The sequence below is a fragment of the Croceicoccus mobilis genome, from assembly GCF_001661965.1.
In the GTDB taxonomy this organism is placed as follows: domain Bacteria; phylum Pseudomonadota; class Alphaproteobacteria; order Sphingomonadales; family Sphingomonadaceae; genus Croceicoccus; species Croceicoccus mobilis.
This window is the reverse complement of the sequence record NZ_LYWZ01000021.1, coordinates 37,412-62,504: the sequence shown is the minus strand read 5'-3', so window position 1 is coordinate 62,504 and position 25,093 is coordinate 37,412. Positions and strand designations below refer to the sequence as shown.

The 25,093-nt window shown below is 62.8% G+C and carries 25 protein-coding genes; 17 read left to right on the top strand and 8 right to left on the bottom strand.

Annotated elements, in window-relative coordinates:
- The first annotated feature begins 24 nt into the window (after positions 1–24).
- The 5 genes from A9D13_RS07115 (at position 25) to ssb (ending at position 4,243) form a co-directional block, all read left to right on the top strand.
- On the top strand, positions 25–636 hold the full coding sequence (locus A9D13_RS07115; protein ID WP_229665547.1) for an ankyrin repeat domain-containing protein: 612 nt from the start codon (positions 25–27) through the stop codon (positions 634–636).
- Entirely contained in the window at positions 636–1,298 is a 663-nt protein-coding gene (locus A9D13_RS07110) for a COQ9 family protein (protein ID WP_066771995.1), read from the top strand. Before A9D13_RS07115 ends, A9D13_RS07110 begins: the two co-directional genes overlap by 1 nt.
- 73 nt (positions 1,299–1,371) lie before the next feature.
- Positions 1,372–1,707, top strand: a complete 336-nt coding sequence (locus A9D13_RS07105) for a FeoA family protein (RefSeq protein WP_308420410.1) — start codon at positions 1,372–1,374, stop codon at positions 1,705–1,707.
- Positions 1,704–3,554: a ferrous iron transporter B gene (gene feoB, locus A9D13_RS07100; RefSeq protein WP_066771991.1), complete on the top strand. Its 1,851-nt coding sequence runs from the start codon at positions 1,704–1,706 to the stop codon at positions 3,552–3,554. The genes A9D13_RS07105 and feoB overlap by 4 nt, the downstream gene beginning before the upstream one ends.
- Positions 3,555–3,682: 128 nt before the next feature.
- The gene (ssb, locus tag A9D13_RS07095; RefSeq protein WP_066771986.1) at positions 3,683–4,243 is read left to right on the top strand and encodes a single-stranded DNA-binding protein; all 561 of its coding nucleotides are present in this window, start codon (positions 3,683–3,685) and stop codon (positions 4,241–4,243) included.
- A 69-nt stretch (positions 4,244–4,312) separates the two neighbouring features.
- Here ssb and A9D13_RS07090 read toward each other — a convergent pair whose 3' ends face one another.
- The 4 genes from A9D13_RS07090 to A9D13_RS07075 all read right to left on the bottom strand — a co-directional run bounded on the left by A9D13_RS07090 (position 4,313) and on the right by A9D13_RS07075 (position 8,619).
- Positions 4,313–5,659: an aromatic ring-hydroxylating oxygenase subunit alpha gene (locus tag A9D13_RS07090; protein ID WP_066771985.1), complete on the bottom strand. Its 1,347-nt coding sequence runs from the start codon at positions 5,657–5,659 to the stop codon at positions 4,313–4,315.
- A 112-nt stretch (positions 5,660–5,771) separates the two neighbouring features.
- A complete protein-coding gene (locus A9D13_RS07085) occupies positions 5,772–6,434 on the bottom strand; it encodes a TetR/AcrR family transcriptional regulator (RefSeq protein WP_066772130.1) in 663 nt (220 codons plus the stop codon).
- A gap of 58 nt (positions 6,435–6,492) precedes the next feature.
- Positions 6,493–7,455, bottom strand: coding sequence for a quinone oxidoreductase family protein (locus A9D13_RS07080; protein ID WP_066771983.1), 963 nt, complete (start codon positions 7,453–7,455; stop codon positions 6,493–6,495).
- Between the two features lie 18 nt (positions 7,456–7,473).
- Positions 7,474–8,619 carry an acyl-CoA dehydrogenase family protein gene (locus A9D13_RS07075; RefSeq protein ID WP_244884883.1) on the bottom strand — a complete coding sequence of 382 codons (1,146 nt, stop codon included), beginning with the start codon at positions 8,617–8,619 and terminating at the stop codon, positions 7,474–7,476.
- A 183-nt stretch (positions 8,620–8,802) separates the two neighbouring features.
- Between A9D13_RS07075 and A9D13_RS07070 the strand changes: the two genes are divergently transcribed.
- From A9D13_RS07070 to A9D13_RS07035, 8 genes are all read left to right on the top strand, one after another.
- Positions 8,803–9,573, top strand: coding sequence for a helix-turn-helix transcriptional regulator (locus A9D13_RS07070; RefSeq protein WP_066771981.1), 771 nt, complete (start codon positions 8,803–8,805; stop codon positions 9,571–9,573).
- 197 nt (positions 9,574–9,770) lie between these two features.
- Entirely contained in the window at positions 9,771–10,172 is a 402-nt protein-coding gene (locus tag A9D13_RS07065; protein WP_066771977.1) for a Zn-ribbon domain-containing OB-fold protein, read from the top strand.
- The gene (locus A9D13_RS07060; protein ID WP_066771975.1) at positions 10,172–11,317 is read left to right on the top strand and encodes a thiolase family protein; all 1,146 of its coding nucleotides are present in this window, start codon (positions 10,172–10,174) and stop codon (positions 11,315–11,317) included. The genes A9D13_RS07065 and A9D13_RS07060 overlap by 1 nt, the downstream gene beginning before the upstream one ends.
- Position 11,318: 1 nt before the next feature.
- Positions 11,319–12,524 (top strand): acyl-CoA dehydrogenase family protein, encoded by a 1,206-nt coding sequence (locus A9D13_RS07055; protein WP_066771973.1) that lies wholly within the window; start codon positions 11,319–11,321, stop codon positions 12,522–12,524.
- A 27-nt stretch (positions 12,525–12,551) separates the two neighbouring features.
- Entirely contained in the window at positions 12,552–13,538 is a 987-nt protein-coding gene (locus A9D13_RS07050; RefSeq protein WP_066771971.1) for a thiamine pyrophosphate-dependent dehydrogenase E1 component subunit alpha, read from the top strand.
- 19 nt (positions 13,539–13,557) lie between these two features.
- Positions 13,558–14,571 carry an alpha-ketoacid dehydrogenase subunit beta gene (locus A9D13_RS07045; protein ID WP_066771969.1) on the top strand — a complete coding sequence of 338 codons (1,014 nt, stop codon included), beginning with the start codon at positions 13,558–13,560 and terminating at the stop codon, positions 14,569–14,571.
- A gap of 14 nt (positions 14,572–14,585) precedes the next feature.
- Positions 14,586–16,016 (top strand): 2-oxo acid dehydrogenase subunit E2, encoded by a 1,431-nt coding sequence (locus A9D13_RS07040; protein WP_066771968.1) that lies wholly within the window; start codon positions 14,586–14,588, stop codon positions 16,014–16,016.
- A gap of 23 nt (positions 16,017–16,039) precedes the next feature.
- A complete protein-coding gene (locus tag A9D13_RS07035; RefSeq protein WP_066771967.1) occupies positions 16,040–16,576 on the top strand; it encodes a VOC family protein in 537 nt (178 codons plus the stop codon).
- Between the two features lie 13 nt (positions 16,577–16,589).
- On the opposite strand, the gene A9D13_RS07030 is transcribed toward A9D13_RS07035, so the two are convergent.
- From A9D13_RS07030 to A9D13_RS07020, 3 genes are read right to left on the bottom strand one after another with little or no spacing between them, the layout of a single operon-like run.
- Positions 16,590–17,657 (bottom strand): phosphotransferase, encoded by a 1,068-nt coding sequence (locus A9D13_RS07030; protein WP_066771966.1) that lies wholly within the window; start codon positions 17,655–17,657, stop codon positions 16,590–16,592.
- Positions 17,654–18,862 carry an acyl-CoA dehydrogenase family protein gene (locus tag A9D13_RS07025; protein WP_066771963.1) on the bottom strand — a complete coding sequence of 403 codons (1,209 nt, stop codon included), beginning with the start codon at positions 18,860–18,862 and terminating at the stop codon, positions 17,654–17,656. Before A9D13_RS07025 ends, A9D13_RS07030 begins: the two co-directional genes overlap by 4 nt.
- Before the next feature lie 4 nt (positions 18,863–18,866).
- Positions 18,867–19,265 (bottom strand): nuclear transport factor 2 family protein, encoded by a 399-nt coding sequence (locus tag A9D13_RS07020; RefSeq protein ID WP_066771961.1) that lies wholly within the window; start codon positions 19,263–19,265, stop codon positions 18,867–18,869.
- A gap of 152 nt (positions 19,266–19,417) precedes the next feature.
- Here A9D13_RS07020 and A9D13_RS07015 point away from each other — a divergent pair, with 152 nt between their 5' ends.
- A complete protein-coding gene (locus A9D13_RS07015; protein ID WP_066771957.1) occupies positions 19,418–19,768 on the top strand; it encodes a Rieske (2Fe-2S) protein in 351 nt (116 codons plus the stop codon).
- A gap of 97 nt (positions 19,769–19,865) precedes the next feature.
- Positions 19,866–20,294, top strand: a complete 429-nt coding sequence (locus tag A9D13_RS07010; RefSeq protein ID WP_066771955.1) for a nuclear transport factor 2 family protein — start codon at positions 19,866–19,868, stop codon at positions 20,292–20,294.
- A gap of 123 nt (positions 20,295–20,417) precedes the next feature.
- On the opposite strand, the gene A9D13_RS07005 is transcribed toward A9D13_RS07010, so the two are convergent.
- Positions 20,418–22,904 (bottom strand): TonB-dependent receptor, encoded by a 2,487-nt coding sequence (locus A9D13_RS07005; protein WP_066771952.1) that lies wholly within the window; start codon positions 22,902–22,904, stop codon positions 20,418–20,420.
- 138 nt (positions 22,905–23,042) lie between these two features.
- Here A9D13_RS07005 and A9D13_RS07000 point away from each other — a divergent pair, with 138 nt between their 5' ends.
- Both A9D13_RS07000 and A9D13_RS06995 read left to right on the top strand, forming a co-directional pair.
- Entirely contained in the window at positions 23,043–24,053 is a 1,011-nt protein-coding gene (locus A9D13_RS07000) for an NADP-dependent oxidoreductase (protein WP_066771951.1), read from the top strand.
- Between the two features lie 14 nt (positions 24,054–24,067).
- A complete protein-coding gene (locus A9D13_RS06995; protein WP_066771950.1) occupies positions 24,068–25,081 on the top strand; it encodes an NADP-dependent oxidoreductase in 1,014 nt (337 codons plus the stop codon).
- Positions 25,082–25,093 lie beyond the last annotated feature (12 nt).

Below are 25,093 nucleotides of genomic sequence, written 5' to 3'. Positions count from 1 at the left end.
AAGACATTTTCGATGATCGCTTCGATGACAGCAATGCCCGTCCGGGCCATGGTCGCAGCACTGGTGCTGGCATTGGGTATCGGGGGGCTTTCCGCTCCTGCCGCCGCGCAGTTTTCCGCCGGGTATAAATTCCTGGAAGCGGTGAAGAAATCCGATGGCTCTGCCGTGGTGGAGGCATTGTCCGACCCGTCGTCGACCATCGTCAATACCCGCAACATCACGACGGGTGAGACGGCGCTGCACATCACCGTTGCCCGCCGCGACGCGACCTGGACGCAATTCCTGCTGCAGAGGGGCGCAAACCCCAATATCGCCGATAAAAAGGGCGTAACCCCGCTTGAAACGGCGGTAACGCTGGGCTTCGCCGATGGGGTCAAGTCACTGCTTCAGAACGGGGCCAATCCCAACGCGACCAATTCGACCGGCGAAACGCCGCTGATCGTCGCCACCCACATGCAGGCCGAAGAAATCGCGAAGCTGCTGATCGAGAACGGTGCTGATCCCGACCGGGCCGACAGCTCGGGCCGCAGCGCGCGCGATTATGCGATGCAGGACGAGCGCAATCCGGTGCTGGCCGTGATCCAGTCCAATGACGAGGAAGGCGGCGCGCATAATTACGGGCCGATGATCAATTGATGAGTATTGCAGCAGACGATCTGACGCTTGAGGAGCTGGCGCTCGCGCTGGCCCCTGCCGTGGCGCAGGCAGCGGTGTTCGACGGCTGGACGCCGCTTGCCGTTGCAGGCGCAGCCGAGATGGAAGGGGTGGACCCCGATATCGCCGGTCTCGCCTTCAAGGGCGGAGCGATGGACATGATCGCCGCATGGATCGATTCGATCGATGTCGCCATGGCCGAAGCCTTTTCCGACGAGGTGCTGGCCTCCATGGGCGTGGGGCAAAGGATCCGCGCCATGCTGCTGTTCCGGCTGGAGCGGATGACGCCCGACCGTGAGGCATTGCGCCGCGCGCTGGCCATCATGGCGATGCCGCAGAACCTGAAGCGTGCCGCCAAGCTCGGCTGGCGCAGTGCGGATCGCATGTGGCGGCTGGCGGGCGATACGGCCACTGACTTCAACCATTATTCGAAGCGCGCCATTCTTGCCTCTGTCTATGGCTCCACCCTCGCTGTCTTCGTCGATGACCAGAGCGAGGATTTTGCCGAGACCCATGCCTTCCTCGACCGGCGGCTGCAGGATGTGGCGAAGTTCGGGAAATTCACCGCGCGCTTCAAGCGCGACGATGTCGAGCATTTCTCGATGATGCGTCTGTTGGGGCGGCTACGCTATCCGGCGCGCTAGGGCGTGATTGCGCTCGATCAATATTGCGAACCAGTTGCAATTCCGGTTCCGATATGCGAGCGCCACGCCCATCATGACGAATGCAGGCGACTCAATGGCCGGTGAGAGGCTGGCTGACTGTGAACTCGGCACCTCGGTCCGCATACTTGCGGTGGACTGGGACCATCTCGGCAATGCCGAGGCACGGCGCTTGCGCGCATTGGGCTTTGATGTCGGTGCGGTGTTGAGGCTTGCTCATCGCGGTGTTTTCGGCGGGCGCGATCCCATCGCGATCGAGGTGGGCCGTATGACCGTTGCCCTGCGCCGTCATCATGCAAGTGCGATCATGGTCGAAGCTGCGCCCGATGAAGGGCTGCACCCGGCCGGGCAACGGCCCGCATCAAATTCGAATCCGGAAAGCGCCGCGTGACCAGACCGATTCAGACCGTTGCGCTGGTAGGCAATCCCAATGCCGGCAAGAGCGCTCTTTTCAACGCGCTGACCGGCGCGCGCCAGAAGATCGCCAATTACCCCGGCGTCACGGTGGAGCGCAAATCGGGCCGCATGACGCTGCCCAGCGGCGAACTGGCTGAACTGATCGATCTTCCCGGCAGCTATTCGCTCGACGCGGCAAGCCCCGATGAAGAGGTGACGCGCCGGGTCATCCTTGGCGAACAGCAGGGCCAGCGCCGCCCCGATGCGCTGATCCTCGTGCTCGATGCCAATAATCTCGAACAGCATCTCGTCTTCGCGCAAGAGATCATCGCGCTGGGCCTGCCGGTGGTGGCGGCGCTCAACATGGTCGACCTGGCGAAACGCGACGGGCTGATTCTCGATGCCAAGGCGCTGGAAAACGCGCTGGGCATTCCGGTCGTCGAAACCGTGGCTGTGCGTCGCAAGGGGCTGACCGAATTGTCGACCGCGCTGGCCAAGGCCGCCGACGGGCACGAGATCGAACCCGCCATTTCCGACGATCTCGACATGGCCGAACGCCGCATTTCCGCGCGCGCCATGGCCAAGGCCGCGATCCTTTCCGAAACGCGCCAGCGTCGCCTGCATCGCGGGCTGGACAAGGTGCTGCTCAACCCATGGGCCGGGCCGGTCATTCTGGTCGCGCTGCTCTTCGTGATTTTCCAGGCCGTGTTTGCCTGGGCCACGCCCTTTGCCGATGCGCTGGACGGCGCGGTCATGGCGATTTCCGACTGGGTGGTGGCGACTTTCCCGTCAAACATCCTGCGCGACGCCATAACCGAGGGGTTGCTGGCAGGCGTGGGATCGGTGGTGGTATTCCTGCCGCAGATCGTGATCCTGTTCTTCTTCATCCTGTTGATGGAGGCATCGGGCTACATGGCCCGCGCCGCCTTCCTGATGGACCGGATGATGGCATTCGTCGGCCTGTCGGGCCGCAGCTTCATCCCGCTTTTGTCCAGCTTTGCCTGCGCCATTCCCGGCATCATGGCGACGCGTTCGATCGCCGATCCGAAAGACCGGCTGACCACGATCCTGATCGCGCCGATGATGACCTGTTCGGCGCGCCTCCCTGTCTATGCGGTGATCATCGCCGCCTTTATCCCGGCGCGCTCGGTGGGGCCGGGGATCGGGCTTCAGGGGCTGGTCCTGTTTGCGCTCTATATCGCTGGGATCGTCGGCGCGATGCTGGTTGCGCTGATCCTGCGCCGCTCGGCCGTGAAGGGCGACAGTTCGGGTTTCATCATGGAACTGCCCCGCTATCAGATGCCGCGGCTGCGCGATCTGGCCATCGGCCTTTGGCAGCGTGCGTGGATCTTCCTGCGCCGTGCGGGCACGATCATCTTTTCCGTCACTGTGGTGCTGTGGCTGCTCCTTTCCTTTCCGCAGGCGGGTCCGGGCGAGGATCAGGTCGACGCATCCATTGCCGGCCATATCGCCAACGGGCTTGCCGTGGTGGTCGAACCGATCGGCTTCAACCGCGACATGGCGCTGGCGCTGATCCCCGCGATGGCCGCGCGCGAAGTCGCCGTGTCCTCGCTTGCCACCACCTATGCGGTCGCCAGCGATGACGAGGAAAAAACCGCGCAGGCGCTGGAGGACAGGCTGGCGGGTGACTGGACGCTGCCGATGGCGCTGTCCTTCCTGGCATGGTTCGTGTTCGCGCCGCAGTGCCTTTCGACCATCGCTGTCGCCAAGCGGGAGACGAATGGCTGGAAATGGCCGGCCTTCATGCTCGCCTATCTGTTTGCGCTGGCCTATCTCTCGGCGGGCGCGACCTATTGGATCGCTCTCAGCGCGGGGCTTTAGCGGCGCCGATGCGATGGGCTGACCCGAATATGGGGAAATCGCCCTTCCAAACTCTGGCGATACTCGGCGCGGCTCCCTAGGTCAGTGGGCAAGCAATTCTTATTCGATTCTACGCTAGGGACACTGACATGGCGGGCTCACTCAACAAGGTCATGCTGATCGGCAATCTGGGCGCCGACCCGGAAATCCGCAGCTTCCAGAACGGCGGCAAGGTCGCAAACCTGCGCATTGCCACCAGTGAAACATGGAAGGACCGCAACACCGGCGAACGTCAGGAACGCACCGAGTGGCACACCGTCGCGATCTTCTCCGAAGGTCTGGTTGGCGTGGTCGAACGTTTCCTGCGCAAAGGCTCGAAGGTCTATATCGAAGGCCAGCTGCAAACCCGCAAATGGCAGGACCAGCAGGGCAATGACCGCTATTCGACCGAAGTCGTGCTGCGCGGCATGAACGGCACGCTGACCATGCTCGACGGTGCGTCGGGCGGTGGCGGCAACCGTGGCGGCGGTGGCGGCGGCGGCGAATGGGGCGGCGGCTCCGGCGGCGGTGGCGGCGGCAACTGGAACCAGGGCGGTGGCTCTGGTGGCGGTGGCGGCTGGAACCAGGGCGGCGGCGGATCGTCGGGCGGTTCTTCGGGCGGTGGCTCGGGCGGCGGTTACGACGACCTCGACGACGACATTCCGTTCTGATCGGAACAGAAAAACCGGCAGCGGCGCAAAGCCACTGCCGGTTTTTTCATCTCGGCATTCGGCGCCGCTTCAGGGCTGACTGTCGTTCAGCCAGTCGTTCAGCACTTCATGGAAAAAGCGGATGCGCGTTTCCTGATCCGACAAATAGGCGTCTTTATAACCGCGCGAATGCATGCCGGCCTGCATGTTCTCGGCCAGCTCCATGTCCTGATACACGATCTGCCCGGCAAGCTCGGGAATGCCCCGTCCGCCGTCGAATTCGCGGTGCTCGCACTCCATCACTTCGCGTAGCGGCTTGGGCCCCGCCATGATCGATTCCACCTCGGTCTGACCTTCTACCGGGAAGGCCATGCACCATAGGTCGAAATAGCATTTTTCCGGATCGGACGCATGCGGTTCGGACCGGAAGAAGACAAGGTTGTCCGGCAGGAAGCTGATCGTTACATTCGGGAAGATCACCGTGTGCGGGCTGTCGGTAATCTCCTCGTCATTCATCTTCTCATAATGGCGATAGCCCTTTTCGGCCCACAGCTTCTGCTTGGCAGCCTTCAGGTCCTTCCAGCCCTGCAGCGCGAATTCCTCATAGGTTTCGTATTTGCCGGGATCGATGTCCCACTTGCGCAGCTCTGCCTCGAACATCGCATTGCCGCCGCCTGCCGGGCGATCGGATAGCGACGGGCGCATCGGCTGCACCGTGCGGCCATGCCCCTTGGGCCACATTTCGTGCCGGGCGGAGTCGACGTCCTGATCGATCCATGGCGGAACCTGCGGATGGGCGGTGCGGGTGTGATAGCTTTCCGAGAAATTGTCGGTCACGAATTTCCAGTTGGCGTTCAGCTCGATCCGGTACCACGCGACGCGCACGGCGGTATCCATCGGATAGCCGCGATAGAGCGCGACCATCGGTTCCAGATATTCCTCAAGGCTCTGGCCATCGTCATCCATCGTGTACCAGACGAAGCCGCCCCATATGTCGCAGCGCAATTCGCCCAGCTTCAGCTTGCCGCACGGATTGCCGCGCTTGAAATCGACATCGGCGTCCTGCGCATCGACCAGCGTGCCGTCCTTGCCCCACTTCCAGCCGTGATAGGGGCAATGGAACGTGTCGACGGAGCTGGATTCGCTGACCATGCGCATGCCGCGATGGCCGCAGCTGTTGTAGAAAGCGCGGACGGATCCATCGTCCTGCCGGACGGCGATCACCGATTCCTGCATGAAATTATGGACGAGGAAATCGCCGGGTTCGGGAATGTCAGCCGTGCGCCCGGCAATGTGCCAGATCTTGGTCCAGAGGTGATCCCATTCCTTTTGCGCGAATTCGGGCGAGTAATAACGGTCGCCGGTAATCTTGTCGCCGCGCAGGTTCGACGGGTCACGCCCGTCCATGGGTGGTGGTACTGCTGTCTGGCTGTTCATCGCCGCTCTCCCATTGCTGCGGCTCACCGGAACGGGGCCGCGTGCTTTTTTACCCGACCGATCATATAAAAATTGGACGATTGTCCAAACTATCGCTTCGGAGAGGGTGCGATCAGCGGTCGATCAGAGCCGAAAGTCCGGCGGAGAAGAAGGCAAGGCTGGCATCGGCGATCCTGTCGAGATGCTCGGCGCTGTGGTGATGCTCCGACAGATCGTCGAGGAAGCCGGGGTCCTGCATCATGAAGATCAGCGCCGCCTCGATCAGATAGGTCCCTGTCAGCAGCCGGTCGGTATCGACATCGGCGCGGATGTCGCAAAGGGCGGTGATGAATATCTGCGTGATCGCGGACAGGCGGCGGATCGCCGGTTCGACTTCCGGCACGCGGTAACTGCTCATCAGATGCGAGGTCATCACCACAAAATGATGGAGGGGATGGCTGCGATCGGCGTTGATGACGAGGAAGGGCATGATAAAGGCGCGCACGCAGTCCTGCACGTCCGACAGCCGGTTGCCCGCACGGGCGGCGGCAAAGCTTGCCTCGATCTCGTCATGCAGCGTGCCCAGTCGCCGGTCGATAGCGGCGGCCAGCACCTGGTCCTTCGCCCCGAAGTGGTAGTGGAGCGCGCCGAGGCGGACATCCGCTTCCCCCGCAAGGTCGCGCAGGGACGTGCCATCATAGCCGCGATGGGAAAACAGCCGCTCGGCCGCGTCCAGAATACTGGCGCGGGTCTTTGCTCCCTTTTGCAGATTGCCGCTCGCGCCGGTGCTGTCCATGTGCCGGTCCATAACGACAAGAGGGCGGCTTTGCACGGGTGCGTCCTGTTGACGCGGGTCAGGGCCGCATCACGACCCGGCCAAAGGGGTGCGCGCCCGCCACGTGCTCATGCGCGGCCTGCGCATCAGACAGGGCAAATTCCCGGTCGACCGGCATCGTCAGTCCGCCGTCTGCAAATCGCTCGAAGAGCGAAGTCAGCAGCGCATGCACGCGCGGCGTATGCATATCGCGGCCAAAGGATATGCCGGTGACCTGCATCGCCTTCCTGATCAGTTCGAAAAATCCGAAACTGGGCAGCGTACCCTCCGCCGCGCCGATGACCGCATAGCGGCCATGCGCGCGCAGCGCCGAAACCAGCTGATCCTTGCCCCGGCCACCCGCGAGATCGAGCACGATGTCGACGCCCTTGCCGCCGGTAATCTCGCGGCAGGCATCTGCGATATCCTGCGTCTTGTAGTCGATCCCGTGGTGAAGGCCGAACGGCTCGATCCGCGCCAGCCGCTCCGCCCCCGACGCGGTGCCGATCACGGTTGCGCCATGCTGCGCGGCCAGTTGCACCGCGGCCAGCCCGACACCGCCGGCGGCGCCCTGTACCAGCACGGTCTCCCCGGGCTTCAGCCCGCCATATTCGAACAAGGCATCATGCGCGGTGCCAAAGGCGATGGGGATAATGGCGGCGCTCTTGAGATCCATGCCGTCTGGCACGCGATAGGCATGGCGCTGCGAAACGGGGAATAGCTCGGCATGGCTGCCATTCCAGCCAAAGCCGACGACGCGGTCACCGGGGGCTAACCCTTCGACCTCGTCGCCCACAGCCTCGACGATGCCGGCTGCCTGGTAACCCGGCACGAAGGGGGTGGTGGCGGGCGGGGTGTGGATCCGGTTGAGGAGGTCACCCCCCTCGATGCTGATCCATCCGCTGCGAATGAGGACGGTGTCGGCGCCGACGTCCGGATCGGGCAGGTCGCCGAACCGGATGACCTCCGGTCCGCCATTCTCGAAATAAAACGCCGCCTTCATGAAACGATGTCCGGGCGCTCAAAGCGCTCCGGCATAGCGGTCCAGCGTCACGAGCGGCGCTTCAGGCCAGCGCGAAAGCACCAGCAGGCGTTTATGGCCCTGCCCGATCGCGAGTTCGTCGGTAACACCCATGCCGCCATGCAGCTGGATCATCTCATGCCCAAGCTCCAGCGCATTTTCCGCGATGAAGGCCCGCGCGCCATCGGTGTTCGCGGCGAACTCGGGGCTGTTCTCGCTCACCACTGCGAGCTCGATCAGCGCACGGCTCTGCTCGAGCAGCGCATACTGGCCCGCCATGCGATGCTGCACTGCCTGGAACTTGCCGAGCGGCATGCCGAACTGTTCGCGCGTGCGCAGATATTCGAGCGTTTCGTTGAACATGGCACCCATGATGCCCAACGCCTCGGACGAGCGGGCAAGGCTGGCGAGCGTCTCGATCCGCTGCTGATCCGCATCGTCGATGGCAAGCCGGTTGGATGCAGGGATCGTCACGCCTTCCAGCGTCAGCGAAGCGGTAAAGCTGCCATCGGCAAGCCGCCATTCGCGCGTATCCAGCCCCTCAGCGTCGGCGGGGATCAGGAAAAGTGCTTCGACCCCGTCTTCGCCGATGGCGCTGACGATAAAGCCGTCAGCCATGCCGCCGGCGATCGCATAGGCTTTTTCGCCCTCGATCGTGACATCGTCTCCGTTGCTGCGCACGGTGGTTTCGCGCGGTAGCGCCGGATCGCGCAGAGTCATTTCTTGCCGGGCCATGGCAACGCGTCTTTCGCCGGAGATCAACCCAGCGACCCAGTCATCGCGCAGGTCGCCGGCAAGGCCCGCGGCGATATAAAGTCCGGGCAGGATCGCACTTTCGAGGACGGGTTCGACCACGATACCCGCGCCAAGCGCCTGAAAAATAACAGAGAGCGCCGTGGCGTCGAGGCCGAGGCCTCCATCCTCATCGGAAAAGGGCACCGCCAGAACGCCCAGTTCGGCCAGCACGGACCAGTTGTCGGCGCTATAGCCGGCTTCTTCGTTCAGATAGCTGCGGCGACGTTCGACGTCATAGCGGTCGGCGACGAAACGCTCGACCACGGCCTTCAGCATCTCTTCGTCTTCGTTGAGTTCGAAATTCACTTTCTGCTCCTCTTCCGCCTTTCTGGATAGCAGCATTCGATCCATGCGAAGGCTCTGCAAAGTGTTAGGGGCGTGGCGGCTATGACCCCATAACGACCTCACGGTGGCCACGCCGGAGGGGCCACCATTGTCGCATGTTGGAAAGAGATGAATTTCGGCTATTCCGCGCAACGGACTTGTTCTTTGGTCCCGTGCTGGATAGTCCTTGCTTCCGGAGAGGTAAGAATAATGCCGAAGATTGTAATTGATCGGCTGGATGACGTGACCATCGTCAAGGCCGAAGATATCCGACCAGCTGCTCGCGCCCTCGCAGAGATTGCGGAGGCATATGGCATGCGTGTTGCGCCCGCGCATGATATCGCGGACAAGCGAACGCCGGTCGATGCCGACGGAAACATCCTTGCAAGCGAGATTTTCGGCTGGCCCGATAGCGAGAAAGTCTGGTGGCGCATTCCGCGCATCGCGCTCGAATCGCCGATCACCTCGGCCTGCCGCTATGAGACGGAGCCGTTCTGGATCAATGGCGAGGGGTTTCACCAGCGTGTGCCGAACCCCTTCCTCGACGCGATCGACCTCAATAACTTCGAAAGCAGGGCCAGGACGCGCGCTGCGATCGTGGTCCCCGTGCACATGGCGTTCGGGAAGATCGGGGCGGTGAGCTACAACCCCATCGACGCCGAATGCACCGACCTGTCGGAAACTTTCGAAAAGCATGGCGACGAGCTGGGCATCTATGCCCGCGCCTTCATCGCCAGCTATACGCGGATCATGGGCGAGATGCAGTCGCTCCCGCCCGGCTCGCGTCTTTCGAAGCGCGAGGTGGAGTGCCTGCGCTGGGCCGCCATCGGCAAGACCGACATGGAGATCAGCATGATCATGTCGCGCAGCCGCGCGACCGTGCGTTTCCACATCCACAACGCCTCGACGAAGCTGGATGCGGTGAACCGCAGCCAGACCGTCTTCAAGGCGGCGCAGCTCGGCTATCTTTCGGTGAACTGAGCGGGCGTAAGCCCTCCCTTCATCAGCGGTGATCCCCGGCCTCAAGTGCCGGGCGATGCCTTGTGCCGCCCGGCTTTCCTGACTGTGCGAGAGGATAGCCTATCGTTTTGAGCAGCATGCATCTGCCTCGGCTTTGCGCTTTAACTAGGACAAGCAAAGACGATTCATGCCCGCATACGGGCAGGAGAGGGAAATTGATGCAAGCGATTGCAGAGAACCTGTTCACAGATGAACAGCCGCCGCGCCTGATCGGCGGGCAGAGCAAGGCCAGCGGACGCATCGTATTTCCCTGTCCCGAAGGTGATGAATTCGAGCCCGTGGCCCTGTCGCGTGAAGGCACGCTGTGGAGCTACACCATCCAGCGTTTTCGCCCGAAGAGCCCGCCCTATCAGGGGCCGGAAGCTTTCGAACCTTTCTCTGTCGCCTATGTCGAATTGCCCGGACAGGTCATCGTCGAGGCGCGGCTGACCGATGTGGCATTCGAGGACATCGCCATCGGCATGAAGCTGGAATTCGCGCCCATGCCGTTTGAGAAATCGACGGGCGAAACCGTGCTGGTACCAGCGTTCCGCCCCGCAGCCATGGCGGAGGCGGCGTAATGGGCGACGTCTGCATCATCGGCATCGGCATCCATCCTTTTGGCCGGACCGAGGGAATGAGCGGCGTGGACCAGGGCGTGTTCGCCGTGCGCGAAGCACTGCGCGACGCGGGGCTGGAGTGGAAGGACATCCAGTTCGCCTATGGCGCGTCGGAAGCGGCGGGCAATCCCGACACCATGGTCGACCGCCTGGGCCTGACCGGCGTGCAGTTCATCAATGTGAGGAATGGCTGCGCGGCGGGCGGATCGGCGCTGTTTTCGGCACAAATGGCAATCAAGTCGGGCGAATGCGACATCGGCCTCGCCGTCGGTTTCGACAAGCATCCGCGCGGCGCCTTCGATGCCAAGCCTTCGGAATACAACCTGCCTGAATGGTATGGTGAGGCAGGCTACATGGTCACCACGCAGTTCTTTGCGAACAAGATCATGCGCTACATGTCGCTGAACGGCATTTCGCGTGACACGCTGGGCCGGGTTTCGGAAAAGGCGTTCCGCAATGGCGCGAAAGCGCCGCATGCATGGCGGCGCGAGCCGGTGCCGATCGACGTTATCCTCGACGCGCCGATGGTGTCCGATCCCTATTCCAAATTCATGTTCTGCTCGCCTGCAGAGGGCGGCGTGGCGCTGATCCTTGCCAGCGAGAAGAAGGCCCGCGAGCTGGGCATCACGCCGATCCGGCTGAAGGCCGCGACCATGCGCACCCGCCCGCCGGGCAGCTTCGAAGTGTTCGCCCCCAGCGTCGATGTCGAGCGCGGCGGCACCGCCACCAATATCGCCAGCCGCGACGCGTTTGAGATTGCCGGAATCGGCCCTGCCGATGTCCGTGTTGCCCAGCTTCAGGATACCGAGGCGGGCGCGGAGCTGATGCACATGGCCGAGAACGGTTTCTGCGCCGACGGCGAGCAGGAAAAATGGCTGGCCGAAGGCTGGACCGAGCTGAACGGAAAGCTGCCGGTCAATACCGATGGTGGCTGCCTTGCCTGTGGTGAGCCGATCGGCGCCTCGGGCCTGCGGCAGGTTTATGAAAATGTCGTGCAGCTGCGCGGTGAAGGTGGGGAACGGCAGGTGCCCGGCTCACCCAACACCGCCTACAGCCACGTCTATGGTGCCCCCGGCGTGTCCGCGGTCACGATACTGGAGCGTTGAGATGGATATCGAACTGAGCGAGCAGGAGGAGGCGTTCCGTCAGGAGGTCCGCGCCTTTCTGGCTGAAAACCTGACGGACACGATCCGCGATGGCGCGATCAGCTCCCCCACCGTTTTCGTCGAACCCGAAATCGGGCAGGAATGGAACGCGGTGCTGAACAAGAAGGGCTGGCTCGCCTATCAGTGGCCAAAGGAATGGGGCGGCACTGGCTGGACGCCGACGCAGCGCTATATCTTCGAAAAGGAATGCGCCCTTGCTGGCGCGCCGAACCTGACCGTGCTGGGGCTGAAGCTCGTCGCGCCCGTCATTTTCAATTTCGGGACCGAGGAGCAGAAGGAAAAATATCTGCCGCGCATCCTGTCGGGTGAGGATTACTGGTGCCAGGGTTTCTCCGAACCCAATGCCGGCTCCGACCTGGCCTCGCTCCAGACCCGCGCCGTGCGCAAGGGCGACAAGTATATCCTGAACGGTTCGAAGATCTGGACGACCCATGCCCATTGGGCGAACAAGATGTTCGTGCTGGCCCGGACCGATCCCAATGTGAAGAAACAGGCAGGCATCAGCTTCTTTCTTGTCGACATGGACCAGCCGGGCATCTCTGTTCGTCCGATCCTGACGCTGGCGGGCGACCATGAGGTGAACCAGGTCTTCATGGAAGACGTCGAGGTTCCGGCAGACGATCTTGTCGGCGCGGAAGGGCAGGGCTGGACCATCGCCAAGTTCCTGCTGGAGAACGAGCGCGGCGGTTCGTGCCACGCGCCCAAGCTTTCCTATGATCTCGAACAGATCTTCGCCATGTCGGAAAACATGGCGGCCAAGGGCGGCACGCTCAAGGACGACATCGACTGGCGGCGGCAGGTCGCGCGGCTTCGCCTTGGCGTGCAGTCGCTTGAGATGATCGAACTCAAGATCCTGTCGCGCATTGCGCGCGGTGAAAAGCCGGGGCCGCTGACTTCGCTGACCAAGCTGATTGCATCGAACCTGCGGCAGGATATCGACCTGCTGGCGGTCGATCTGTTCGGTCCTGCTGGCATGCAATTGCCGATGGCGCGCCCGCTCTATGGCGACAATGCCCCGCAGGCGCTGGGTTGCCCGCGTGCGCAGGTTGCTGCGCCGCGCTATCTCAACAGCCGTGCATGGACGATCTTCGGCGGCACCGATGAAGTCCAGAAAACCATCATCGCCAAGACCGTGCTGGGTCTTTGACGTCCATAATCCGGGAGAGACTAACCCATGCAACTCAGCCGTGAAGACCTGCTTCAGGCCTATCGCCGGATGAAGACGATCCGCGATTTCGAGGAACTGCTGCACGACGAGATCCAGACCGGCGAGATCGCCGGCTTCACTCACCTCTACGCCGGACAGGAAGCCGTGGCCGTGGGCGTGTGCGAACATCTGAGCGATGATGACAAGATCGTCTCCACCCATCGCGGCCATGGCCACTGTCTGGCCAAGGGCTGCGACGTGACCGGAATGATGAAGGAGATCTGGGGCAGCCGCGAAGGCCTGTGCAAGGGCAAGGGCGGTTCGATGCATATCGCCGACACCGACAAGGGCATGCTGGGCGCGAACGGCATCGTGGGCGCGGGCGCACCGATCGCGGTGGGCGCGGCCATGGCGGCCAAGCTCGACGGCAAGGACGAGAGCGGACGGCTCAAGGTCTCCATCGCCTTTTCGGGCGACGGGGCCTGTAACCAAGGCACCACTTTCGAAGCCATGAACATGGCCGTGGTGACCAAGGTGCCCGCGATCTTCGTGTTCGAGAACAACCATTATTCCGAGCACACCGGTTTCGAATACGCGGTCGGCACGCAGCAGGACATCGCCAGCCGCGCCGAGGCTTTCGGCATGAAGGTATGGCGCGCCGACGGCACCGATTTCTCCGCCGTGCACGACACGATGAGCGAAGTCCTCGAATATGTCCGCGCAGGCAATGGCCCCGCCGCGGTCGAGTTCGATACCGAGCGTTTTTATGGACATTTCGAGGGCGATCCGCAGCGTTATCGCGGTAAGGGCGAGCTTGACCGCCTGCGCGCCGAGCGGGACTGCATCAAGAAATTCCGCGAAACCGTGACCGAGGCCAAGCTGCTGGAAGGCAGCGACCTCGACACCGTGGACGCAGAGGTCGCCAAGACCATCGAGGAGGCGGTTGCCGCTGCCCGTGCGGCCGACCGGCCCACGCCCGAGGACGTCCTTGCCGACGTCTATATCGACTATTGATCCGGCGGAGACGATTACCGTGGCAAAAATGATGTATCGCGACGCCGTTCGCAACACGATCTTCCAGGAAATGAAGCGCGATGACAGCGTCGTCGTGCTTGGCGAGGATGTCGTCGGGGGCATGGGCACCGATGGCGGTCCCGAAGCCATTGGCGGGATCTGGTCGACCAGCACCGGCCTGTTCGGCGAATTCGGCGCGGACCGCGTGATCGACACGCCGATCTCCGAAAGCGCCATCGTCGGCGCGGCGGGCGGCCTTGCCCTGTGCGGCAAGCGCCCGATCGCCGAACTGATGTTCGCGGATTTCATCGGCGTTTCGCTGGACCAGATCTGGAACCAGATCGCGAAATTCCGCTATATGTTCGGCGGCAAGACGCGCTGCCCGGCCATCATCCGCATGGTCTATGGCGCAGGCTATAACGCCGCGGCCCAGCACAGCCAGAGCCCGCACGCGATCCTGACCGGCATGCCGGGGCTGAAGGTCGTGATGCCGACCACGCCCGCCGATGTCGCCGGGCTGCTGCGCGAAGCGATCCGTACCGACGATCCGGTGATCTTCATGGAGCACAAGGCTCTCTACGGGATTGAGGGCGAAGTGCCTGACGATCCGGATTTCACCATCCCCTTTGGCCACGCCCGGCTGACCCGCGCGGGCGAAGATGTGACCATCGTGGCCACCGGCATGATGGTCGGCATGGCCGAACAGGCCGCCGACGCGCTGGCCGAGGATGGCATCGGGGCGGATGTCATCGACCTTCGCACCACCAGCCCGCTCGACGAAGAAGCGATCCTCGATTCGGTCGAGGTCACGGGCCGTCTGGTCATCGTGGACGAGGCGCCGCCGCGTTGCAGTCTTGCCACCGACATCTCGGCGCTGGCCGCCGAAAAGGCGTTCGCGAGCCTCAAGGCTCCGGTCCAGATGGTGACCGCGCCGCATACGCCGATCCCCTTCGCGCGCGAATTGGAAAGCGCGTACCTACCCAACCCTGACAAGGTCGAGGCTGCCGTGCGCAAGGCCTTGGCCTATAGCTGAGGAGGCGCGAGACCATGGGAAAGATCCGTGCCTTTACGATGCCGAAATGGGGCATCGAGATGACCGAGGGAACCGTTGCGGAATGGAAATTCGCCGAAGGCGACAGCTTCGCCCGCGGCGACCTGATCTGCCTGATCGAGACTGCCAAGATCACCAATGAGGTCGAGGCCGAATATGATGCGACCATCCGCCGCATCGTGGTCGAGGGCGGCGGCGATGCCGAGCCTGTTGGCGCATTGCTGGCCGTGTTCGACGACGGCTCGGCCAGCGATGAGGAGATCGAGAGCTTCATCGCGGACTTCAAACCCGCCGAGGGCGGCGTGGCCGCTGGAAAGCAGAAGAAGAAGGAAGCCAAGCCCAAGGAAGCGGCGATAGCGGGCGAGGGCGACAAGCCCAGGGCCATAACCATCGACACCAACCGCCCGATCAGCCCCGAGGCGCTGAAACTGGCTGAAACCGAAGGTGTCGACATTACCGATATCGAGGGTTCGGGGCGCGGCGGTCGCATCACGTTTCAGGACGTGCAGCAGGCGCTGCGCGGCCCGTCCAGCCGCAGCTACAAGGGCACGACGGTCCTGCCTGACGAGGGCGAGTACTATGCTTCCCCTTTGGCACGGCGCATCGCCGCGATCCACGGGATCAGCCTTGGCGAAGTGAAGGGCACGGGTGCGCGTGGGCGCATCTCGAAGAAGGACGTGCTGGCGAAGGTGCCGCAGGATACCGGCGCCCCGGCGCTGGGTGCGCCTTTCGTGCCGGTGGCGAACGAACCCGATATCCAGCCCTTCGACAAGATCCGCAAGGTAGTCGCCAAGCGTCTGACCGCGGCCAAGCAGACGATCCCGCATTTCTACCTGCGGGTATCTGTCAGGGCTGATGCGCTGCTCGCCGTGCGCAAGACCGCGAACATGGTCTTGGGTGCCAAGGCGTCGGTGAACGACTATATCGTCATGGCCTCGGCCAAGGCGCTGGCGAAGCACCGCGATGTCAACGTGCAGCTGCATGGGGAGGAGATCCACAGCTTCCCCCACGCCGATGTCGCGGTCGCGGTGGCCAGCCCCAAGGGCCTTGTTACTCCCATCGTCAGGCAGGCCGACCGCATGCGGATCGACCAGATTGCCGGCGCGACCAAAGGGCTGATCGAAAAGGCCAAGGAAGGCCGCCTCGGCTATGAGGAGATGGATGGCGGCACGTTCACCGTCTCCAACCTCGGCATGTTCGGGATCGAGAATTTCGATGCCATCATCAACCCGCCGCAGGGTGCGATCCTGGCTGTCGGCGCGGCTGAACGCCGTGCCGTCGAAAACGAGGCGGGTGATATTGAATTCGCCACGATGATCTCGATGACGCTTTCGGTCGATCACCGCGCGATCGACGGGGCGGCGGGCGCACAGTTCCTCCAGACGCTGAAAGCCCTGATGGAAGACCCCGAACAGCTGTTCGCATAGAAAAGACAGACAGGAGAGACCCCATGCCCCGTTCAGGCACCATCGCCGCGCTTGGCCCGGTGATGCAGCAGGCATATTTGCCGGCGGATTTCGATGCCGCGCTGGAATACTGGACGAAGGACATGGGCGTGGGGCCCTTCTTCCTGCTGGAGAATATCCAGCTGGGCGACATGACCTGCATGGGCGAACCGACCGACGCGATGTTCAGCGTTGCCATCGCCTATTGGGGCGACATGCAGATCGAGCTGGTGCGGCCGGAAAACGATGCCCCGGCGCATTACACCGGGCGATATGCCGTGCATGACCGGTTGCACCACATCTGCCAGGTTGTCGATGATATCGCCGAGGCGCGCCGCGTGCTGGAAGCTGCGGGCGCGACCATCGTGGTCGAAGGCAAGATCGGCGAGGACGGGCGCGTCATTTACGCCGACCCCGGGTTTGGCGCGGGCGGCATCACCGAATTCGTCCAGCTGGGCGAGGGCGGAGCGGAGCTATTCGCAATGATGAAGGACGCCGCCGTCGACTGGGACGGCAGCGACCCTCTGCGCAAGCTGGGCTAGACGCCCGGCCCTGTCAGCCGCAGCGTTCCATCGCGTCTGCGGCAAGCTGCGCCAGCCTCGGAAAGGCCTCGGCCCTCTCGCGCGCCTGCGAATTGGCCGCGGTGCCGCGGATCACGCGGCCCTTGATGCCGTGGAAGATCGCGGCCAGCCGGAAGAACTGGAACGCGATGTAGAAATCCCAGTTGGGAATGCTCTCACGCCCCATGCGCGCGCAATAGGCGGCGACATAGTCCTGTTCCGAAGGAATGTTCAGCGCGGCAAGATCCGCGCCCTCCAGCCCCGCCACGATGTCGGGCGGCATGTGATACATCATCGCGTGATAGGCAAAGTCGGCCAGCGGATGCCCCAGCGTCGAAAGCTCCCAGTCCAGAACCGCCAGCACGCGCGGCTCTGTCGGGTGGAAGATCATGTTGTCGCAGCGGAAATCGCCGTGGACGATCGATGTCTCATCGCCATCGGGAATATTTGCGGGCAGCCATTCGACCAGCCGGTCCATATTGGGGTCGCGCCCAGCTTCTTCGTCGGCCAGATACTGCTTTGACCAGCGGCCGATCTGGCGCGCGAAATAATTGCCGGGGCGGCCATAATCGCCAAGACCGACGGCCTCGTAATCGACCTGGTGCAACTGCGCCATGGTCGCGTTCATCGCGTCGAAATAGGCGGGCCGATCCGCATTGGGCACGTCGGGGAAAGTGGCGTCCCAAAAGATGCGCCCTTCCACCATGTCCATCACGAAGAACCACGTCCCGATGACGTTTTCGTCGGTGCAGATGCCGTGCACCCGCGGCACGGGAAACCCGGCCTTGCCCAGACCCGTCATGACCTTCGCTTCGCGCTCCACCGCGTGCGCGCCCTTGAGCAGCTCGCCCGGCGGCTTGCGGCGCAGGACATAGCTCGCACCCGGCGTGGTCAGCCGATAGGTCGGGTTCGACTGACCGCCCTTGAACTGGGCGATGTCGATCGGGCCTTCGAAGCCTTCGACATTAGCCTCCATCCAGCCGGTCAGCGCGGCAAGGTCGATCTCATAGCCTTCGCGCACCGCGGTGGTGCCGGTATTGGCCTCGGCAATCGCGTCGGTCATGCGTTCGCTACCTTCCAGCCCTTCTTCAGCTTCTTGGCCAGCGACCATTTGTGCACTTCGGTCGGGCCGTCATAGATGCGGAAGGCGCGGATTTCGCGGAACACCTGCTCAACGATGGTGCGGTCGGTGACGCCGGTGCCGCCCATGACCTGCACGCAATTGTCGGCAATGGTCATCAACAGGTCGGCGACGGCCACCTTCGCCATCGAGCTTTCGGTCGTGCCCAGATTGCCGGTGTCGAGCACCGAGGCGCACCAGTAGATCATCAGCTCGGCTTGTTTGAGGTCGATCTTGTTCTGGGCCAGCATGAAGCCCACGCCTTCATGATCGATCAGCGGCTTTTTGAACGCTTCGCGGCGGCATGCGTAATCGACCGCGATTTCCTGCGCGCGGATGCAGCAGCCCAGCCAGCGCATGCAGTGCGAGAGCCGTGCAGGCGACAGGCGCACCTGCGCATATTTGAACCCTTCGCCCGCTTCGCCCAGCATCTGGTCGGCGGGAATGCGCAGGTTTTCGATGGTAATGGTCGCATGGCCGCCAGGCATCGAGGTGTCGATGGTGTTGGGAACCTCGTCGATGCGGATGGCGGGGTCGGGCAGGTCGACAAGGAACATGCAGGCACCTTCCGCACCCTCTTCCTCCGACTTGGCCATGACGATGCCAACCTTGGCGCCCTGCGCCCCGGTGATGAAGGTCTTGCGTCCGTTCACCACCCAATGGTTGCCGTCGCGCTTGCAGATCGTCTTCATCATCGAAGGGTCGGAACCTGCGCCGCCCCAATCGGCAGGCTCGGTCATGAAGAAGGCGCTGCGCGATTCGCCCGATACCAGCTGGTCGAGGAAGCGGCGCTTCAACTCGTCATTGCCGACATGGCCGAGGAGATACATGTTGCCTTCGTCCGGCGCCATGGTGTTGCAGGCAAGCGGGCCCAGCGGAGAGAGGCCCGAGCGGATCAGCACATAGGCGGTGTCGACCTGCGAAAGATGCGAGCCGTCGTCCATGATATGCGGGGTCATAACACCGGCTGCGCGCGCCTTTTCGCGCATCTCCGCCACCAGTTCGTCAGTGGCGGCGCCATGGTGGTCGCGGCGCGGGTCGCGCTCATAGGGGGCAATGGTTTCGCGCACAAAGGCCTCGACCTTGTCGCCGATCGCCTTCGCCTTGTCGCTTACGCCAAAGATGTTGGGCTGTGCCGTCTCGCTCATGATATCAGTTTCCAGTGTGCGCAGCCGCGGCCGCCAGAACGGGGGCCGGGTCGTAGTAATAGGGTTTGATTTCGCAGACCTTGCCGTCACGGAACCGGAACATCTCGACGAGCTCCGCCGGTTCGAGGCCCTTGCCGTAATGCATCTTGAGGATGACGCAGGCATATTCGCCGCCAAAGGTGCGCGAGATCGTCTCCAGCGATTCCACCTGCAGCTTGGCGAACACGTCGAGGAACAGCTCCTTCAGCGCATTGGTGCCGCGATAGGTGCCGGCCATCGGCAGCCCGTCCGCTTCGGTGATGAGGAGATCGTCGGTCACCATCGCCGCGACCTTGTCCCAGTCGCCGGTTCCGGTTGCGGCATAGAGTTCGTCGATGAATGCGTCGGCCTGTTCCGGTGTCATTTCCGCTCTCCCATTTTCTATCGCTTTGGACCAGTTTCTCGCCAATCCGGCGCGCTTGCGATAGCTATCGGATATAATAGCGTGAAACTGACTCGCGGGGCCGCTAGTCAGGAAAGCAAGGCTAAGAAGAGACAAAGAGGACTGACCTGATCGTGAGCGAAAGCTGGCACAAGTTGATTGCACAGGACGAATTCCCCGAAACCGGCAAGCTCGCCGCAATAGTGGCGGGCTGGTACGTTCTGGTGGCCAAGACCGACGACGGGTTCCACGCCGTCAATGACCGATGCACCCACCAGGCGGCGCTGCTTTCGGGTGGCCGTATCCGCCGCGGCGCGGTGATGTGTCCGCTGCACGGCGCACGTTTCGAAATGGCGACGGGCCGCTGCATCGGCGGGGCTTACAAGGATTTGCGCACATTCGACCTGCGCGTCGAGGACGGCCAGATCGAGGTCTGCGTCCCCGACGAACCGCCGGGCATGGAGGAAGTGCCGGTCGAGAGCTGACCGGCAAAGCGGCGCACCCTGCCGAAACCGCCAGTTTCGCGCTGCCCCTTCCGATCTCTACCCTCGGGCTATCAAAACCCTTGGGAGAGATGAGAAAATGCCATTTACCGGACCTCATGAAGATCGCCTTGCGATCCGCGACCTGCTGGACGCCTATGCCGACGCGGTGACGCAATGCGATGCCGAAAGCTGGGGCGCGACCTGGGCGCCGGAAGCGCGCTGGGAAATGCCCGACTACCCCGAGTTCCCGCCGCAGGAAGGGCGCGACAATATCGTCGGCCTGTGGGTAGAGGCGATGAAGCAATATCCCGGCATCATGTTTCAGGCATGGCCCGGCTCCATCGTGGTTGATGGCGATCACGCCACCGTGCGCAGCTACACCGCCGAGGTCTATGACAAGGACGGGCAGACCATGCGCGACCGCGGCGAATATGACGATGAATGCGTCAAGATCGACGGTCGCTGGTACTTTTCGCGCCGCGCCTTCAAGAACATCCACCGCCAGCAGGGGCCCAAGGGCATCTGATACCTCGCCATGACCGGGCGATCCGCTTCGCCCGGTCATGAGCAGCGGGCCAAAAAAGAGGGGGAGGAAGCGTTTGTGCTTCCTCCCCCTTTCACCATGCGCGGGGCTTGAGGGTCATCCGCGTCAGAAGCGCACGCTGGCCTGGACCATGACCGTGCGCGGGAGTGTGCCGAAGCCGAGCTGGTCGGCCTTGGTGCCGGCAGGGGAGCTTGCGACCGGGGTCGAAGGCCCGTCGACGACGCCCGTGACATAGAACTCGTTGGTGAGGTTCTTGCCGATGACAGCCAGTTCCCAGCCCTTGTCCTCTGCCCCGAAGCGGATACCGGCATCGAGCGTGACATAGCTGTCCTGCCGCGACAGCGGGTTGTTGAACGCCGAAGGCAAGTAGCTGTCGGAATAGCGGGCATCCGCACTGAAGCCCAGCATGTAGTCGGTGCCGACCGGCATGTCATAGGCCACGCCGAGGTTGCCAGTCCATTCCGGCGCGACCGAAAGCGTCGCCCCCGTCTGGTTCTGGCGCAGGCCGCCACCGGCAGAGACGATCGAGCAGCCTTCTGCAGCCGTCTGGCCCGCATAGCAGGGGCCTTCGGGGAACTTCGTGTACTGCGCATCGGTGTAGTTGATCGAACCGTGCAGGTTGAGCCCGTCGAGCGCATAGGGCGCATATTCGAACTCGACTTCCACGCCGCGGGTGCGGGCATCGGCGGTCAGCGTCTGGAAGGCGAAGACGGCCGAGCTGAAGAAGTCGATCTGCAGGTCGCTGTAGTCATAGTTGAACGCGGTCAGGTTCAGGCGCAGCTGGTTGTCGAGGATCGTCGACTTGATGCCCAGCTCGAAACCCTCTGCGGTTTCCTTGTCGAAGGTCAGGTCGCCCAGCGGATCGCTCGACAATTGCGAGTTGATGCCGCCGTTCGAGAAACCGCCCGACTTGTACGCCGTCTTGTACGCGCCATAGACGAGCACGTCGGGCGTCGCGTTCCAGGTCAGCGTGACTTCCGGCGACAGGTCCTTGAAGCTCTGCTTGGCGTTCACCTCGCCCAGACCGTCAGCCGCGTCGGGCGAACGGAAAATGCCTGTCAGCGCGGCATTGTTGTAGGGCTGCGCGAAATAGCTGTCCTTGCTTTCGTCGGTATAGCGCGCACCGGCGGCCAGCTCGAGATCGGGCATGATCTTGTAAGTCATCTGACCGAAGATCGCGAAAGTCTCGCCCTTGGTGAAGCTGGTCTTGGTCGTCGCCAGGAACTCGTTTTCGGGCGAAGCCGTGCTGTCCGACAGATTGGCGAACATGATGTACTGATCGAAGTCGCGGCGCGTGTCCTGATACAGGCCGCCGATCATGAAGTTAAGCGGACCGTCGAACTGTGTCAGCAGGCGCAGTTCCTGCGAGAAAGCCTTCCAGCTTGAATCCTCGGTCGCCCAGGTGCCGGCGTCGCTCGACTGGAAGTCGCAGGCGCAGGCCCATTGGTTGTTGTTCCACTGGTAGTTCGTGACCGAAGTCAGCTGCATGTCGCCCAGCTGCCACGCGACATTGCCGGTGACATTGGCCGATTCGTACCGGTTGAACAGGCTGCCGTCTTCCTTGGAAAGCGGGAACACCGGCGCGATGTCGGCCGGGATGTTGTTCTGGTGGGTGACGAAATCGTTGGTGCAGGCATAGCCGGTCAGCTGCGAATTGCCGCTGTCGAGCCCGCAGGCATAAGCGACATAGTTCCATGAGCTATTGTTGACCGTGTTGTGATCGTAACCGGCCTTCAGGGTGATGGTCAGGTCATTGTTCGGTTCGAACAGCAGCGTACCGCGGGTCAGGAATTCTTCCTCGCCCGGAGCTTTCGACGCGGCGGGATAGGCGATGTGGCTGGTGACGTCGCCGGTGGCGATATCAAGCGTCGCATAGTCGCGATTGACCGAGATATTGTCGTAGAGGCCGCCGTTCATCTTGGAATAGCGTGCCGCGATGCGCACCGCGATCTGATCGCTGAGCGGAACCGAGCCGCCAGCCTCCAGCCGCCACTGGTCAGCGGCGAATTCATAACCGGCCTTGGCGTTGAATTCGGGTACGAATTCGGGGCTCTTGGACGTGATGGCGATCACGCCGGCGGTGGCGTTCTTGCCGAAGAACAGCGCCTGCGGGCCCTTAAGCACTTCGACCCGTTCAAGATCGAAGAAGCCTTCCTGAATGATGCGGCCCTGCCCGTAATAGGCACCGTCGACGACGACCGCGACCGACTGTTCGATACCGATCGAGGTCGAGGACGAGCCAATGCCGCGAAGCGTAAGCTGCGCGCCCGAACCGTTGGATGCGCGGCCCACGTTGAACTGGGGAGCGATGGCGGCGATCTTCTCGACGCTGGTGATGTCGCGCGTCGCGATCGCCTCTTCGGAAATAGCGGTCACGGCGACCGGAACGTCCTGCACGCTTTCAGCGCGCTTACGGGCGGTGACGACGATTTCGCTTAGGCCGCCGCGCGTTGCGGGGGCAGCATTGGGGTCCTGGTTTTCGACCGGATCGACGGCGTTGCCGGTCTGGTCCTGAGCGATTGCGGGGTTAGCCAGCAAAACGAGGCTGGCAAGGCTCGACGCGGCCAACAGGCCGTGCTTGCAGTTAGACATCTCTACTCCCTTCACCCTTTTTATGGTGTGAACGAATCGATAGCAGGAGTTGCTCGCCTGCGCGCCTAACGAGAATGACAGGTGGCCACGTGGCGGCTGGGCGTGCACCAATCCCGCAATTGGGAAAGGATGCATAATATGACCACCAACCGTTTCTGGCGGCTCGATTCTCGTCCGGAAGGCGATGATTTCGCCTCCGCGCTCTCGCTTGTCAGCGAAGATCTGGCGCCGCTCGCCGATGGCGAGATCAGGGTGAAAGGCGAGTATCTTTCGATGGATGCGGGCACCCGCATGTGGATGAACTCGCGCGAGGACGGCTATCAGCCGCCGCTGCCGCTCGGTTCGAAAATGGCCGGTCAGGCACTGGGCCGCATAAGCGAAAGCCGTGATGATCGCTTTCCCGAAGGATCGCTGATCCGCGTGTTCGGCCAGTGGGCCGATTATTCGACCGTGCGTCCCGACGATGCATGGGCGGTGCTGGTCGACGATTCGATAGATGATCCGCGCCAGCATTTCGGCGTGCTCGGGCTCAACGGCTGGACCGCGCTTTATGGGGTGAAGGACATCCTTGGCATCAAGGAGGGCGAGACGCTTGTCGTTTCGGCTGCTGCGGGCGCGACGGGCAGCCTTGCCTGCCAGATCGGGCGCAACCTTGGCGCGAAGGTCATCGGTATCGCCGGCGGCCCCGAAAAATGCCGCCACGTCGTTGAAAATCTCGGCGCGGATTCGTGCATCGACTACAAGAACGAGAATGTCGCCGAGGCGCTTTCGCGGATCGAGGGCGGCATCAACGCCTATTTCGAAAACGTGGGCGGTGCGATCCTCGATGCCGTGCTGCAAAACATGGCGCTGCATGGCCGTATCGCGGTGTGCGGCATGATCGCCAATTACGCGGATGAACATGGCGCGCTGGGCCCGCGCAATTACGATCAGGTGCTGATGCGCCGTCTGAAAATCGAGGGGTTCCTGCTGCCCGACGTGCCCGAACGAGGCCCCGAATATTACGAAACGCTACTGAACTGGTACAAGGAAGGGCGCATCGACGTGCCCTTCGATATCACGACCGGCCTTGAAAACACGCTGGAGGCCTATTCAAGGATGATGACCGGCAAGAATACCGGCAAGGTGCTGGTCGAGCTGAAGTCCTAAAGGGGAGAGGGGGCATGCCCGGCAATCGCCGATTCATCCTGCGTCGCCGCCCGGTGGGCGATCCGGTGCCGAATGATTTCGAACTCGTCGACGAAGATATTCCCGCCGTGCCCGCAGGCGGCTTCGTCATGCGCAACCATTATTGCTCGCTCGATCCCGCGCAGCGCGGCTGGATGGCGGATGAAGAAAGCTACATGCCGCCGATCCCGCTGGGCGATCCTGTGCGCGCGACCTGCATCGGCACGGTGGAGGCCAGCGATAATGCGGATTTCCCCGTGGGAAGCTGGGTCGTCGAACTGAACTCGATCGAGGAATATAGCGCGGTCACACCCGGCCATTTCACCGCGGTCGTCGATGTCTCGATCGTCGACAGCCCTTCGCGCTTCCTGTCAGCCTTGGGCGCTGTGGGGCTGACCGCGTTTTTCGGCCTGACCGAAGTCGGCAAGCCGAAGCCCGGCGAAACCCTGTGCGTAAGCGCTGCTGCTGGCGGGGTCGGTTCCGCCGTCGGGCAGATCGGCAAGATATTGGGCTGCCGCACCATCGGGATCGCGGGCGGGCCGGAAAAATGCCGCCGCCTGACCGAAGATTACGGCTTCGACGTCGCCATCGACTATCGCGGCAAGGATCATGAGGCCCTGCGCGCCGAATTGGCCAAGGCTGCGCCCGATGGCATCGACATCGTGTTCGAAAACGTAGGCGGCGAAATATTGGAGGCCGAGGTATTCCACCTCGCGAAGGAAGCCCGCATCGTGCTGTGCGGCCTGATCAGCGAGTATAATTCGGTTGAACGCCACGGCCTCAAGAACCTGTGGCAGGTGCTTGTCCACCAGGCGACGCTGCACGGCTATCTCGTCATGGATTACGCCCCCCGCTTTGCCGAGGGCGGGGCACAGATGGCGCAGTGGATGGCCGAGGGGAAGCTGCGCGTGGACGAGGATGTGCAGGAGGGTATCGATAACAGCTACGATGCGTTCATGCGCCTGTTCAGCGGGCGCAATACGGGAAAGCTCATCCTCAAGATCGCCTGAACTGCAACGCAT

Coding starts and splice junctions, on each gene's coding strand:
- ssb (WP_066771986.1), top strand. CDS start 3,683: ATGGCGGGCTCACTCAACAAGGTCATGCTGATCGGCAATCTGGGCGCC.
- A9D13_RS07025 (WP_066771963.1), bottom strand. CDS start 18,862: ATGAGCGAGACGGCACAGCCCAACATCTTTGGCGTAAGCGACAAGGCG.
- A9D13_RS07075 (WP_244884883.1), bottom strand. CDS start 8,619: ATGGATCGAATGCTGCTATCCAGAAAGGCGGAAGAGGAGCAGAAAGTG.
- A9D13_RS07010 (WP_066771955.1), top strand. CDS start 19,866: ATGCCATTTACCGGACCTCATGAAGATCGCCTTGCGATCCGCGACCTG.
- A9D13_RS06995 (WP_066771950.1), top strand. CDS start 24,068: ATGCCCGGCAATCGCCGATTCATCCTGCGTCGCCGCCCGGTGGGCGAT.
- A9D13_RS07070 (WP_066771981.1), top strand. CDS start 8,803: ATGCCGAAGATTGTAATTGATCGGCTGGATGACGTGACCATCGTCAAG.
- A9D13_RS07105 (WP_308420410.1), top strand. CDS start 1,372: ATGACGAATGCAGGCGACTCAATGGCCGGTGAGAGGCTGGCTGACTGT.
- A9D13_RS07080 (WP_066771983.1), bottom strand. CDS start 7,455: ATGAAGGCGGCGTTTTATTTCGAGAATGGCGGACCGGAGGTCATCCGG.
- A9D13_RS07115 (WP_229665547.1), top strand. CDS start 25: ATGACAGCAATGCCCGTCCGGGCCATGGTCGCAGCACTGGTGCTGGCA.
- A9D13_RS07020 (WP_066771961.1), bottom strand. CDS start 19,265: ATGACACCGGAACAGGCCGACGCATTCATCGACGAACTCTATGCCGCA.
- A9D13_RS07060 (WP_066771975.1), top strand. CDS start 10,172: ATGGGCGACGTCTGCATCATCGGCATCGGCATCCATCCTTTTGGCCGG.
- A9D13_RS07035 (WP_066771967.1), top strand. CDS start 16,040: ATGCCCCGTTCAGGCACCATCGCCGCGCTTGGCCCGGTGATGCAGCAG.
- A9D13_RS07040 (WP_066771968.1), top strand. CDS start 14,586: ATGGGAAAGATCCGTGCCTTTACGATGCCGAAATGGGGCATCGAGATG.
- A9D13_RS07000 (WP_066771951.1), top strand. CDS start 23,043: ATGACCACCAACCGTTTCTGGCGGCTCGATTCTCGTCCGGAAGGCGAT.
- A9D13_RS07030 (WP_066771966.1), bottom strand. CDS start 17,657: ATGACCGACGCGATTGCCGAGGCCAATACCGGCACCACCGCGGTGCGC.
- A9D13_RS07065 (WP_066771977.1), top strand. CDS start 9,771: ATGCAAGCGATTGCAGAGAACCTGTTCACAGATGAACAGCCGCCGCGC.
- A9D13_RS07110 (WP_066771995.1), top strand. CDS start 636: ATGAGTATTGCAGCAGACGATCTGACGCTTGAGGAGCTGGCGCTCGCG.
- A9D13_RS07050 (WP_066771971.1), top strand. CDS start 12,552: ATGCAACTCAGCCGTGAAGACCTGCTTCAGGCCTATCGCCGGATGAAG.
- A9D13_RS07090 (WP_066771985.1), bottom strand. CDS start 5,659: ATGAACAGCCAGACAGCAGTACCACCACCCATGGACGGGCGTGACCCG.
- A9D13_RS07085 (WP_066772130.1), bottom strand. CDS start 6,434: ATGGACAGCACCGGCGCGAGCGGCAATCTGCAAAAGGGAGCAAAGACC.
- A9D13_RS07055 (WP_066771973.1), top strand. CDS start 11,319: ATGGATATCGAACTGAGCGAGCAGGAGGAGGCGTTCCGTCAGGAGGTC.
- A9D13_RS07005 (WP_066771952.1), bottom strand. CDS start 22,904: ATGTCTAACTGCAAGCACGGCCTGTTGGCCGCGTCGAGCCTTGCCAGC.